Below are 13497 nucleotides of genomic sequence, written 5' to 3'. Positions count from 1 at the left end.
TCTTGTTCAGCGCCATCGCGCGGGTGTTCCGCACCCCCGACCTTCGTCGCAAGATCGGGTTCACCCTGGCCATCATCGCCCTGTATCGCTTCGGTGCGCACGTCCCGACCCCGTTCGTGGACTTCCCCAACGTGCAGCAGTGTCTCCGGGACTCCACCGGCACTGAGGGTCTGCTCGCTCTCGTCAACCTGTTCTCGGGCGGCGCTTTGCTCCAGCTGTCGATCTTCGCGCTGGGTGTCATGCCCTACATCACCGCGACGATCATCGTGCAGCTGTTGCGCGTGGTCATCCCGCACTTCGAGGCCCTCTACAAGGAGGGCCAGGCTGGGCAGGCGAAGCTCACCCAGTACACCCGCTACCTGACGATCGCCCTCGCGCTCCTGCAGTCGACGACGCTTGTCACCGTTGCCCGCAGCGGTCAGCTGTTCGGCACGTCGAGCGTGCCCGAGTGTCAGCAGCTGCTCACCAACGATGCTTGGTGGGCGCAGTTGCTCATGATCATCACGATGACAGCCGGTACCGGCCTCATCATGTGGTTCGCCGAGCTCGTCACCGAGCGCGGTATCGGCAACGGAATGTCGATCCTCATCTTCACCTCGATCGCTGCAGCCTTCCCCGCCTCACTGTGGGCGATCTGGCAGTCGCGCGGTTTCGAGACCTTCTTGCTCGTCGTCGCCGTCGGCATCGTCGTGGTCGCGCTCGTGGTGTTCGTCGAGCAATCCCAGCGCCGTATCCCGGTGCAGTATGCGAAACGGATGGTGGGTCGTCGTACCTACGGTGGAACCAACACCTACATCCCGATCAAGGTCAACATGGCCGGCGTCGTCCCCGTCATCTTCGCCTCGTCGCTGCTGTACATTCCGGCGCTCATCGCGCAGTTCAACCAGCCTGCGGCGGGGGAGACGGCAGCTCCGTGGGTCGTGTGGATCAGCAACAACCTCACCAACGGTGACAGCCCGATCTACATGATCGTGTATTTCCTGCTCATCGTCGGCTTCACCTACTTCTATGTCGCGATCACCTTTAACCCGGTCGAGGTCGCCGACAACATGAAGAAGTACGGCGGGTTCATTCCCGGCATCCGTGCTGGCCGCCCGACTGCCGAATACCTCGACTACGTGCTCACCCGCATCACTCTTCCCGGCTCGATGTACCTGGGTCTGATCGCTCTGCTTCCGCTGTTCGCGCTGGCGCTGGTCGGGGCGAATCAGAACTTCCCGTTCGGCGGGGCCTCCATCCTGATCATCGTCGGCGTGGGCCTTGAGACCGTGAAGCAGATCGACGCACAGCTGCAGCAGCGACACTACGAAGGGCTCCTCCGATGACGCGCTCCGCCGACCTTCCCTCCGCTCGCCTGCTGATCGTCGGGCCGCAGGGCTCGGGTAAAGGCACGCAAGGGGTTCGCCTGGGCGAAGCGCTCTCGATCCCCGTGATCTCGACCGGAGACGTGTTCCGCGCCAACGTGAGCGCCGGAACCCCGCTCGGTCAGCAGGTCAAGGCGATCATCGAAGCTGGCGATCTCGTGCCCGATTCCCTCACGAGCGAGATCGTGCGGGATCGCCTCACGCAGGATGACGCGAGCAATGGCTTCCTGCTGGACGGCTATCCCCGCAACCTCGGTCAGGTCGGTGACCTCGATGCGTTCCTCGAGGGCCGCGGCCAGACACTGGACGCCGTCATCGAGCTCTCTGTTCCGCGCGATGAGTCGATCGCGCGCCTGAGCCAGCGTGCCATCGAGCAGGGGCGGACCGATGACACCGAAGAGGTCATCGCCAACCGGCTTGCCATCTACGAGCGTGAGACCGCGCCCATCCTGGACGTGTACCGCGAGCGGGGGATCGTCGACGCGATCGACGGCGTCGGCTCGCTCGACGAGATCGCTGACCGTATCGCCGCCGCCCTTGCTGCGCGCGGCATCACCGGCTGACCGGGCGTCGTGCTGCGTCGATCGATGTACAAGACCCCCGCTCAGTTGCGAGCGATGGTCGAGCCGGGGCTGATCACTGCCGCTGCCCTGGATGCGGTTCGCGAGCTCGCCGCGCCGGGGGTCACGACGCTCGAGCTGGATGCCGCGGCATCCGCGGTGATCACCGGTCGAGGCGCGCGTTCGAACTTCCAGCTCGTGCGCGGCTATCGGCATACGGTATGCGCGTCGGTGAACGAGCAGGTTGTGCACGGCATTCCAGGCGGGTATGTCCTGCAGCCGGGTGACATCCTCTCGGTTGATGCCGGAGCCGAGTATCACGGCTGGAACGGGGACTCCGCGTTCACCGTCGTCTTGGCAGACCCCGATCGGCCAGAGCTCGTGGCGGCACGCCAGCAGCTCTCGGATGTCACGCGCGGATCGCTCTGGGCCGGCGTCGCTGCCCTCGCGAAGGCGTCGCACGTCGGTGAGGTGGGAGCGGCGATCGAGAGCTATGTCGAAGATCACGCGCCCGAAGGCGGGTACGGCATTCTGCGGGACTACATCGGGCACGGGATCGGTCGGAAGATGCACGAGGCGCCGCCGGTGTTCAACTACCGCACGAGCGACCCGGGGGCCGAGGTGCGACCGGGTCTTGTGCTGGCCATCGAGCCCATGGTCGTCGCCGGCGATCAAGCGACGTTCGTCGAGGATGACGACTGGACAGTTTCGACCGTCGACGGCACAGACGGCTCACATTGGGAACATAGCGTTGCCGTGCACGATGGTGGTATCTGGGTGCTGACGGCGCCCGATGGCGGCGCCGCGGAGCTCGCTCCGTTCGGTGTCACCCCGCAACCGATCGCCGGGGCCTGAGCGGCGCACGCTGGCAGGCCCGACGGACATCCCATCCGAAGGAAGCAAACATGGTAGCTACCACGAAGTCGAGCAATTCGTTCGCCATCTGGGTCAGCGTCGCGGTTGTGGCGGCGCTCGTCCTGGTCGGAGCTCTCGTGGTGTGGATGAACAACACGGCATCGGCGCCAGGGCCTGTTCCGGCTGCCGCGAACATCAACACCGAGACCGGTGGGATCGCGGTCGGCGACGGGGCGAACAGCGTAGACACCTACGTCGACTTCATGTGCCCCTACTGCAACCAGTTCGAACAAACCGAGGGTGAGACCATCCAGCAACTCATCGATGACGGGTCGATCACGCTGAACGTCCACCCGGTCTCGATCCTCGACCGGGCATCGCAGGGCACCAAATTCTCCACCAGGTCGGCAAGCGCGGCCTACTGCGTTGCCGAGTCGGACCCCGATGCACTGCTGGACTTCATCACCGCCATGTACGCCCAGCAGCCGGCCGAGTCCTCGCCAGGACTGACCGACGACGAAATTGTCGCGATCGCCGAAGGCGCGGGGGCCACCAACTCCAGCGCGTGCATCAGCGATGGCACCTACATGGACTTCGCGACGACGATGACCCAGAACCTCCCGACGAACCCTGCCACGGGCGGGGCGAGCACGCCTGCGCTCGTCGTCAACGGAGAGTACGTAACCGTGACCTACGATCCGCAGACCGACATTGTCGCTCGCCTGAACTGAGCGCGACCGGCCCACCCAGCCGACCGGCCGCAGCAACGGCCACACATAGCACCCGGAGGAAGACACCATGGCAGCTCCCGCAAAGAAGAACAGCTATTTCGCCATCTGGATCAGCGTCGCCGTGGTTGCGGCACTGGTTCTGGTGGGTGCCCTGGTGGTGTGGATGAACAACACCGCGGCCGCTCCGGGTGCTGCACCGGAGGGGCCGGGCATCAACTCCTCGACCGGCGCGATCGTGGTCGGCGAGGGCGCTGACGAGGTCGACGTCTGGTTCGACTTCTACTGCTCTCACTGCCAGGACTTCGAAGACATCTACGGCCCGACTCTCGACGAGCTCGTCACTGCGGGAGACATCACCCTGAACCTGCATCCTGTCGCCCTGTCGGGCCTGAATGCGGCATCCGGTACCGACTTCTCGAAGCGGTCGGCCAGCGCGCTCTACTGCGTCGCGACGCAGGACACCGATGCTGCCTTCGCGTTCACCCAGACGCTCCTGACAGCTGATGTCACCGGTTCAGGATGGACGGATGAGCAACTCATCGCCCTCGCTGCCGATTCCGGGGTGACGGGGATCGACGAGTGCGTCACCCGGCGCACGTACGTCGATTTCGTCGACGCGCAGACACGCGCGATTCCCGCGAGCCCGCAGGGCGGGCAGGGGACGCCCACGCTCGTGATCAACGGCGAGTACATCTCCCTCACCGGCAACGTGAACGTCGACATCATCGACCGGCTGAGCTAACACTCGTCGGCACGAACGATGCCCCCCGGATCTGGATCCGCGGGGGCATCCTTCGTTTCTGACGGGCGACGCGCCGGTTCGGCGGGGTGACTCTCAGCGACTACCCGCGGTTCTGGATCCGTTCACCTCTGCGTTGCCTTCGGCGGTGAGGCTGGCGGGGCGCCACCGCTCCGAGACACCGGCAGCGAGTTCGGCGCACCATCCCTTGCACCGATCCGCAGGAGTACTCGCCATGCGCCGACGCCTTGCCGCCGCCCTGTCCGTGATCCTTGGGCTCTCGTTTGCCGTCGCCGTTCCTGCGGCTGCGTCGGCTGAACCGATTGAGGTCCCGCCGGTGGTGATCAACGAGATCCAGCCGGATGACCCGCAGGATGCTGCCGACTGGGTGGAACTCGCCAATACCGGGCAGGCCGATGTCGACCTCGCCGGCTGGAAGCTGCGCGACGACAAGAACGAGAGCACTATCGCGTCGGGCTACGTCGTTCCCGCCGGCGGATACCTGGTGCTCTCCAAGGATGCCGGGTTCTCGTTCGGCCTCGGCAAGAGCGGTGACGAGGTCCACCTGCTCCTCCCTGACGGCACTGTCGTCGACGAGTACGCGTTCACGGAGCTGCCCCCCGGTGCGTCGAACGCCTCCTGGGGCCGGTGCCCCGACCTGACCGGAGACTTCGGACCCACTGCAGCCCAGACCCCGGGCGAGGCGAACTCCTGCGCACCCGATCCCGCGACCTCTCTTGTGATCAACGAGGTCGAATCCGACGGCGGCGACCCGGCCGACTGGATCGAACTGGCGAACACGTCCTACCTTCCCGTCGACGCAAGCGGGCTCATCCTGCGCGACAACGACGACACCCACACCTTCACGATCCCGACGGGAACCACCATCCCCGCTTACGGCCTCGCCGCCTTCGTCGTGGATGCGGGGCCGTCCGCTTACGGCCTCGGCAAGGCGGACTCGGCGCGCCTGTTCGCCGCTGATGGGACCACGCTCATCGATCAGTACTCGTGGACCGCGCACGCCGCGACGAGCTACGGGCGCTGCCCCGATGCGACTGGTGAGTTCGAACTGACGGCATCCGTCACTAAGGCCGCCGCGAACGACTGTGCGCCGGCAGACGGCGGGGACACCCCTGTGGCTGGCGCTGACGCCATCTGGGTCAACGAGATCGAGTCTAGCGGGGGCGACCCGGGCGACTGGGTAGAGCTTGTGAACACGTCGGACACGGATGTCGATCTCGGCGGTTGGATCCTGAAGGACGACAAGGATGACCACGCCCTGACCATCCCGGCTGGCACGACGATCGCCGCGGGTGGCTACACCGTCATCTACACCGACCTCCCGGGTGACGGGTTCGGGCTCGGGAACGGGGATGCGGCGCGACTGTTCCTGCCCGACGGCGTCACCCTTGTCGACAGCCACTCGTATCCCGCCCACGCGCAGCGCACGACCTGGGGTCGCTGCCCGGACGGTGCCGGCGAGTTCGTCGAGACCTACAGCTCGACTCCGGGCGCTGCGAACGACTGCTCGCCGATCCGCATCAACGAGGTGGACTCGAAGGGCGCTGAGCCCGTCGACTGGATCGAGCTGACCAACGCGGGTCCGGACGCCGTCGACATCTCCGGCTACATCCTGCGGGACGACAACGACGACCACGCCGTCGTCGTGCCGAATGGAACCACCCTGCAGCCCGGCGCCTTCGTGGCCATCGACGTCGACGTCACGGGAGGCTTCGGCCTCGGCGGTGCTGACGCTGCGCGCCTGTTCGCGCCCGACGGGACGACACTGCTGAACCAGATGAGCTGGAGCGAGCACGCCGAGACGTCGTGGGCGCGCTGCCCCGATGGCCTCGGCGAGTTCGAGGTTGCCGCGTCGGTGACCAAGGGTGCTCCGAACGACTGCATCGGCCTTGTCGCGGCAACGCCGTGGCCGGGCGACGCGGGTGTGACTGCAGTTTCGGCGCCTGATGCCTTCGGCGAGGACATGAGCGGCCTGGCCTATGAGGCGACCGCTGAGGGTCGCGGGACGCTCTGGGCCGTGAACAACGGCACGGGAACGCTCTTCCAGCTCGAGTGGAACGCCGAGGCCGGGCAGTGGATCAGCCCGAAACAGGGTGAGTGGGCGGCGGGCAAGGTCCTGCGCTACCCCGGCGGTTCCGGTGCCGTGGATGCCGAGGGTGTGAGCCTCGTCGCGGGCACCTCGGCGGGCGGGGTGTACGTCGCGTCGGAGCGGGACAACACGGCCAGCGACGTCAGCCGACCCTCCGTGCTGCGCTTCGATGTGTCGGCATCCGGAACCGAACTTGTCGCGACCGACGAGTGGAACCTTGCAACCTTCCTGCCGGCTCTCCCCGCCAACGGCGGGCTCGAGGGTGTCACGTGGGTGCCGGACTCGGTCTTGGTCGCACGGGGATTCGTCGATAGCAGCACCGGCAAGGCGTACGACCCGGCGACCTACGGCGCGCACGGCGATGGCCTGTTCTTTGTCGGTGTTGAGGGCACGGCGCGCATCTACGCTGTAGCGCTTCGGGACGCCGGAGTGGCGAGCATCGTCGCCACGATCGACCCGAAGCTCTCGGTGGTGGCCGACGTCACGTGGGATGCGGCATCCGGAACCCTGTACGCCGTGTGTGATGACGCGTGCGGTGGCGAGATCCACGCGATGCGGATTGCCGCGGACGGCGTCTATGCCGGAACCTTCCAGAACGTCGCGGCCTACCTCGCGCCGGCTGGCATGCCCGCCAAGGCCGGCAACGAGGGCTTCGCGATCGGTACGTGCGAGAACGGTGTCGCGCCGGTCTTCTACGCCGACGACAGCGAGACCGACAAGATCTCGCTGCGCGAGGGCCGGATGTACTGCGGGGCCTACCACGGCGGCGATGACGTGCTCCTGAACCTGCTGAACATCAACGACTTCCACGGTCGCATCGACGGCAACACCGTGAAGTTCGCGGGCACGATCGAGCAACTGCGCGCCGCATACGGCGACGACAACACGCTGTTCCTCTCGGCCGGTGACAACATCGGGGCGTCGCTGTTCGCCTCCGCGTACGCCGATGACAAGCCCACGATCGATGTGTTGAACGCGATGGGGCTGGCGGCATCCGCTGTCGGGAACCACGAGTTCGACAAGGGCTCGGCTGACCTGCTCGGTCGGGTCACGGATGCGGCGCAGTTCCCGTACTTGGGCGCCAACGTCTTTGCGAAGGGGACACAGGATCCGGTGCTGCCCGAGTATGCGACGTTCGAGGTGGAGGGACTCACGGTCGCGGTGATCGGCGCCATCACCCAGGAGACGCCGTCGCTGGTCTCGCCCGGTGGGATCGCCAGCCTCGACTTCGGTGACCCCGTGGATGCTGTGAATAGAGTGGCCGCATACCTGACCGACGGTGACGAGGGCAACGGCGAGGCCGACGTGATCATCGCCGAGTACCACGAGGGCTCGATCGACGGGGTGAAGGAAGGCGCGTCGGTCGAGGACGAGATCGCTGCGGGCGGAGCGTTCGCGAAGATCGTGACGCAGACCTCGGCGGCGGTGGATGCGATCTTCACCGGCCACACGCACAAGGAATACGCGTGGGACGGCCCCGTTCCCGGTTCGGACCGGACGCGTCCGATCCTGCAGACCGGTTCCTACGGCGAGAACATCGGCCAGGTTCGGCTCTGGATCGACCCGGTCACGGGCTCTGTGAACGACTACGACGTTCGCAACGTGGCGCGCACGACATCCGCCGATGCGACCCTGACTTCCGCGTACCCGCGCGTCGCTGCCGTCAAGACGATCGTGGATGCCGCGCTCGCGCAGGCGGATGTCGTGGGTTCGCAGCAGGTCGGCTCGGTCACCGCCGACATCACGACGGCGTTCGTGGGCGACAAGCGGGATGATCGGTCATCCCAGTCGACGCTCGGGAACCTGGTTGCGGATGCGCTGGTGGCTTCGCTGTCGTCGGCCGACCGTGGTGGGGCGGAGATCGGTTTGGTCAACCCGGGCGGTCTGCGTAACGAGCTCTACTACGGCGAGGACGGGGTGATCACGTACGCGGAAGCCAACGCGGTGCTGCCGTTCGTGAACAACCTGTGGACCACGACGCTGACCGGCGCGCAGTTCAAGGTCGTGCTGGAGCAGCAGTGGCAGCCCGACACCGCGTCGCGTCCGTACCTGCAGCTGGGTGTGTCGGAGAACGTGTTCTACACGTACGATGCGTCGCTTGCCAAGGGCGACCGGATCACCGGGATCTGGATCGACGGGCAGCCCATCGTGATGGATGCCGAGTATCGGGTCGGGTCGTTCAGCTTCCTGCTGCAGGGCGGCGACAACTTCACGGTGCTCACGGAGGGAACCGACACCCGTGACTCCGGTCTGATCGACCGCGACGCGTGGATCGACTACCTCAAGAACAACTCGCCGCTGTCGCCGGACTTCGCCTCCCGCAGCGCCCAGGTGACCGGGGTCCCCGCCACGATCGAGCAGGGCGAGACGTTGACCGCTACGGTGTCGGGACTCGACATCCGCTCGCTGGGCGCTCCGGCGAACACCACAGCGCTCGTGTCGATTGAAGGCAGCAGCGCCGTCTTCGACCCGGTACTTGTCAACGGCGGCGCCGCGCAGATCAGCATCACCGTGCCGAAGGACGCTCCCCTGAACTCGGCGCTTGTCGTGAACGCCGAGCCATCGGGAACCGGGGTGCGGATTCCGTTGACGGTCACGGGAACGTTCACGCCGCTACCGCCCACGGGTGGCACCACCCCGCCCGCGGAGACGGACTTGACCCCGCAGACGCAGGACGCGATCCAGCCGCAGGGTGGGACGACCTTCAAGCAGGGACAGACGGTGACGGTCACGGTCGGCACTCAGTATGCGGGGCAGACTGTGGAGGGCTGGATCTTCTCGACGCCGACCTACCTCGGTACATCCGTGGTGAGCGCCGCGGGAACCGCGACCTTCACGATCCGCGCGGATCTGCCGGCCGGCACGCATCGCCTCGTGGTCACGGACTCCGCAGGCACAGTGATCGGCTGGGTGTACGTCCAGGTCGAGGCGCTCGCCGCGACCGGCGGCACGGTCGCGGCGACGGGGGTGCCAGTGCTGCCCTGGGCTGCTGCAGTCATCGTTCTCGGCCTGGCACTTGTCGTCATCCGTCGCCGCCGGGGAGGCCGAGCGGAGGGCTGACCCACCGGCGCACCATCCCCTTTCGCCGAACCCACACCTTTTCGCTCGAGCCCACAGGTATCTGTCGCGAGATCCTGTGGGCTCGGCGAGAGAGGTGTGGGTTCGCGGCTGGTGGTGATCGGGCAGTGCGCTCCTCCCCAGGGGTGGAAGGGCGAGCGGATGCCGCAGGTGTGCGCAGCGACGCGTGAGGGGCTGCGCGCGCAGGCGAGACTGCGGGCATGGATGTCGTACCGCCGAGCTCCGATCGGGTCTGGGACGCGCGTGCGGCGATCCTCACGCGCGAACGGCTCGAGCGCGAGAGCGCAGCGGCGACCATCGCCGCGCAGCATGCGGATGGCGAGCTGATCCGGCTCCATTCGGGGCGCTACGCGCGAACTGGCGATGCCGGCGGGTTTGTCGAAGACAGGCATCTACGGACGATCGCGGCGGTGCACTCGCGGCGACAGGCATCCGCTGCGCCGTTCTCGCACGCGTCGGCGGCGGTGCTCTGGGGATTGCCCCTCTTTCGGCACGTTCCTCAAGCCGTACACGTCAGCGACGCGCGCCACAACGGTGTCGTGCGGCATGCCCGGGGCGTAGCCCGACACGAGGTCAGCGTGCCGGACGATGACATCGTGGTGATCGGTGGCATTCCGTGCACGTCCCTCGAGCGCACGGTGTTCGACGTTGCGCGTACGCTGCCGCTGGCTAGTGCGGTGGCCGTCGCGGATGCCGCGCTGCGGCTGGTCGCGTGGGATCCCGAAGATCGGGTCTATGACCAGGGTGCAGCCTCGACATGGGCTACCGCGATGGAGGAGCGTATCGCCCGCGCGCGGGGAGCACGTGGCATCCGTCAAGCGCGGTGGATCATGGCCTTCGCAGACGGGCGCGCGCAGCTACCCGGTGAGAGCATGAGCAGGTTGCTGCTGCATGACCTCGGATTCGCGACGCCACGGTTGCAGGTGCGGCTCGCCGACTCGTCCCACCTGTACTTCGTCGACTTCGGGCTGGACGACGCGAAGGCATGGGGCGAGTTCGACGGTGAGGGCAAGTACACGGATGCGCAGTTTCGTGGTGAACGCACACCGTGGGAGGTGGTGCGCGCGGAAAAGGAGCGCGAGGACTGGATCCGCGCGACCACCCACCGCCCGCTGGTTCGGTGGGGGATGCAGCACCTCGCTTCGTCGGTCACGCTCGGCCGGCGGTTGGCCGAGTTCGGCATCCGTCCTCCGCGCTAGCCCCGCGCCCCGCGGCATCCGACTTGTGTTCGTGAACCCACACTTACCGCGCCGAACCCACACGCTATGTCCGTCGGAACATGTGGGGCGGACGCGAAACGTGTGGGTTCGCGCAAAGAAGGGCCCGCACGCCGACACGCCCGAGGTTGCCGGGGTGTTCACTATCACGTACTATTGATCTTTGGTGCTTTGCGCCTGCCTTGGCGTGTCCGGGCGGAGCGGACCGGCACCGACTCCCATCCACCGCAGACCGACCGGTCTGCATAAGCGTGAGCGAGGCTATGGCCAAGAAAGACGGTGTCATCGAGATCGAAGGCACAGTGTCCGAGGCGCTGCCCAACGCGATGTTTCGCGTTGAGCTGACCAACGGACACAAGGTGCTCGCAACGATCTCGGGAAAGATGCGGCAGAACTACATCCGCATCATCCCCGAGGACCGCGTCGTCGTGGAGCTTTCGCCCTACGACCTCACCCGCGGCCGCATCGTCTACCGCTACCGCTAGGCCGGTCGAGAAGTAACGCCCCGGGCATCCGTGCCCGCCCGGCGAAGACAGCGAACAGGAAACATCATGAAGGTCAACCCCAGCGTCAAGCCCATCTGCGACCACTGCAAGGTCATCCGCCGCCACGGCAACGTGATGGTGATCTGCAAGTCCAACCCGCGCCACAAGCAGCGCCAGGGCTGAGACGGATGCCGCTCCGGCGGCCCCAGAACCTATAACTCAATACACACAGGCAGGGTCAGAACCCGCATCCGGATGCCGGATGCGGGGGACACCTCGGGACGAAGGCCCGGGCACCGATTCTGCTCCACACCTTCGACATACTCCGCGGGGAAACCCGGGGGAAAGAGAGAACCGACATGGCACGTCTTGCCGGTGTCGACATCCCGCGCGATAAGCGCGTGGTGATCGCCCTCACCTACATCTACGGCATCGGCCGTACTCGCTCGCACGAGATCCTCGCGGCGACCGAGATCAACGAGGACATCCGCGTGAAGGACCTCACCGACGACCAGCTCGTCGCCCTCCGCGACTACATCGAAGGCACCTACAAGGTCGAGGGTGACCTCCGCCGTGAGGTTGCCGCCGACATCCGCCGCAAGGTCGAGATCGGCTCCTACGAAGGCCTGCGCCACCGCCGCGGCCTGCCGGTGCGCGGACAGCGCACCAAGACGAACGCGCGTACCCGCAAGGGCCCGAAGCGCACCGTCGCCGGCAAGAAGAAGGCCGGAAAGAAGTAAGGCGCGGAAGGTTTAGGAGAAAACGCACATGGCTACCCCCAAGTCCGCAGCGCGCAAGCCGCGCCGCAAGGAGAAGAAGAACATCGCCGTGGGCCAGGCCCACATCAAGTCGACGTTCAACAACACGATCGTTTCGATCACCGACCCCTCGGGCGCGGTGATCAGCTGGGCCTCCTCGGGTGGCGTCGGCTTCAAGGGTTCGCGCAAGTCGACGCCCTACGCCGCCGGCATGGCAGCCGAGTCTGCTGCCCGCCAGGCGCAGGAGCACGGCGTCAAGAAGGTCGACGTCTTCGTCAAGGGTCCGGGTTCGGGTCGTGAGACCGCGATCCGTTCGCTGACGGCCGCTGGCCTCGAGGTCGGCTCGATCCAGGACGTCACGCCCCAGGCGCACAACGGCTGCCGCCCGCCCAAGCGCCGTCGCGTCTGACGACAGTCCCGTTCCGGGCCGGCTCACAGCCACCCGGGTGAAGCACTTCGGGTGCCGGGGCGTGCGCCTGCGCGCCGCGCCCCGGCATCCCCCGAGAAAAACTCAACACCTCACCCATTGCACGTGTCATATAGCGGGCACGTGATCGAAAGGAACACATCGTGCTCATCGCACAGCGTCCCACTCTGACCGAGGAGAAGATCGGGGAGTTCCGCAGCCGTTTCGTCATCGAGCCGCTTGAGCCCGGCTTCGGTTACACGATCGGTAACGCGCTGCGTCGCAGCCTCCTGTCGTCGATCCCCGGCGCCGCCGTCACCAGCATCCGCATCGACGGTGTGCTGCACGAGTTCAGCACCATTCCGGGTGTGAAGGAGGATGTCACCGAGATCATCCTCAACATCAAGCAGCTGGTCGTCTCCTCCGAGCGCGACGAGCCCATCACGGCTTACCTGCGCAAGACCGGCGCCGGCGAGGTCACCGCCGCCGATATCTCGGCTCCTGCCGGTGTCGAGGTCCACAACCCCGAGCTGGTTATCGCGACCCTGAACGAGACCGCGAAGTTCGAGCTCGAGCTGACGATCGAGCGTGGCCGTGGCTACGTTTCGGCGACCCAGAACCGCAACGAGTACGCCGAGAGCGGTCAGATCCCGATCGACTCGATCTACTCGCCGGTGCTCAAGGTCAGCTACCGCGTCGACGCCACCCGTGCCGGTGAGCGCACCGACTTCGACAAGCTCATCCTGGATGTCGAGTCCAAGCCCTCGATCGCACCGCGTGACGCCGTGGCATCCGCCGGTCGCACCCTGACTGAGCTGTTCGGCCTGGCCCGCGAGCTGAACGTCGAGGCTGAGGGCATCGAGATCGGCCCCGCGCCGGTCGAGACCGTCATGTCGAACGAGCTGTCGATGCCGATCGAAGACCTCGACCTGTCGGTCCGGTCTTACAACTGCCTCAAGCGCGAGGGCATCAACACCGTCTCGGAGCTCGTCGCCCTCTCGGAGACGCAGCTCATGAACATCCGCAACTTCGGCCAGAAGTCGGTCGATGAGGTTCGCGACAAGCTCATCTCGCTCGGGTTGAGCCTGAAGGACTCGGTTCCCGGGTTCGATGGCGCGCACTTCTACGGCGGCTACGACGACGAGACCGTCTGACCGGTACCCGAAACGGATGCCGCGGCATCCTGACCGACTT

At 66.3% G+C, this 13497-nt stretch carries 12 protein-coding genes; all 12 read left to right on the top strand.

Annotated features, from left to right (window positions below; all coding sequences use genetic code 11):
* Positions 1-2: 2 nt before the first annotated feature.
* The 12 genes from secY to AB0O89_RS12850 all read left to right on the top strand — a co-directional run bounded on the left by secY (position 3) and on the right by AB0O89_RS12850 (position 13457).
* Positions 3-1325 (top strand): preprotein translocase subunit SecY, encoded by a 1323-nt coding sequence (gene secY, locus AB0O89_RS12905; protein WP_363498298.1) that lies wholly within the window; start codon positions 3-5, stop codon positions 1323-1325.
* Positions 1322-1927 (top strand): adenylate kinase, encoded by a 606-nt coding sequence (locus tag AB0O89_RS12900; protein ID WP_363498296.1) that lies wholly within the window; start codon positions 1322-1324, stop codon positions 1925-1927. The genes secY and AB0O89_RS12900 overlap by 4 nt, the downstream gene beginning before the upstream one ends.
* A gap of 24 nt (positions 1928-1951) precedes the next feature.
* A complete protein-coding gene (map, locus tag AB0O89_RS12895; RefSeq protein WP_363498293.1) occupies positions 1952-2779 on the top strand; it encodes a type I methionyl aminopeptidase in 828 nt (275 codons plus the stop codon).
* Between the two features lie 50 nt (positions 2780-2829).
* Positions 2830-3510, top strand: a complete 681-nt coding sequence (locus AB0O89_RS12890) for a thioredoxin domain-containing protein (RefSeq protein WP_363498290.1) — start codon at positions 2830-2832, stop codon at positions 3508-3510.
* Between the two features lie 67 nt (positions 3511-3577).
* Positions 3578-4252: a thioredoxin domain-containing protein gene (locus AB0O89_RS12885; protein ID WP_363498287.1), complete on the top strand. Its 675-nt coding sequence runs from the start codon at positions 3578-3580 to the stop codon at positions 4250-4252.
* Positions 4253-4484: 232 nt separating this feature from the next.
* The gene (locus AB0O89_RS12880; protein WP_363498285.1) at positions 4485-9419 is read left to right on the top strand and encodes a lamin tail domain-containing protein; all 4935 of its coding nucleotides are present in this window, start codon (positions 4485-4487) and stop codon (positions 9417-9419) included.
* A gap of 218 nt (positions 9420-9637) precedes the next feature.
* Complete coding sequence (locus tag AB0O89_RS12875; RefSeq protein ID WP_363498282.1) at positions 9638-10636, top strand: hypothetical protein; 999 nt, start codon at positions 9638-9640, stop codon at positions 10634-10636.
* 281 nt (positions 10637-10917) lie between these two features.
* Positions 10918-11139: a translation initiation factor IF-1 gene (gene infA / locus AB0O89_RS12870; protein ID WP_013583992.1), complete on the top strand. Its 222-nt coding sequence runs from the start codon at positions 10918-10920 to the stop codon at positions 11137-11139.
* Positions 11140-11205: 66 nt separating this feature from the next.
* Complete coding sequence (rpmJ, locus tag AB0O89_RS12865) at positions 11206-11322, top strand: 50S ribosomal protein L36 (protein WP_022893853.1); 117 nt, start codon at positions 11206-11208, stop codon at positions 11320-11322.
* Between the two features lie 176 nt (positions 11323-11498).
* Positions 11499-11879 (top strand): 30S ribosomal protein S13, encoded by a 381-nt coding sequence (gene rpsM / locus AB0O89_RS12860; protein WP_292709693.1) that lies wholly within the window; start codon positions 11499-11501, stop codon positions 11877-11879.
* Between the two features lie 28 nt (positions 11880-11907).
* Complete coding sequence (gene rpsK / locus AB0O89_RS12855; protein WP_228177304.1) at positions 11908-12306, top strand: 30S ribosomal protein S11; 399 nt, start codon at positions 11908-11910, stop codon at positions 12304-12306.
* Between the two features lie 161 nt (positions 12307-12467).
* Positions 12468-13457 (top strand): DNA-directed RNA polymerase subunit alpha, encoded by a 990-nt coding sequence (locus AB0O89_RS12850; RefSeq protein ID WP_195692956.1) that lies wholly within the window; start codon positions 12468-12470, stop codon positions 13455-13457.
* Positions 13458-13497: the final 40 nt, after the last annotated feature.

This window comes from Microbacterium sp. NPDC076895 (assembly GCF_040687115.1).
GTDB lineage: Bacteria > Actinomycetota > Actinomycetes > Actinomycetales > Microbacteriaceae > Microbacterium.
This window is presented reverse-complemented; position numbering and strand designations above follow the sequence as displayed.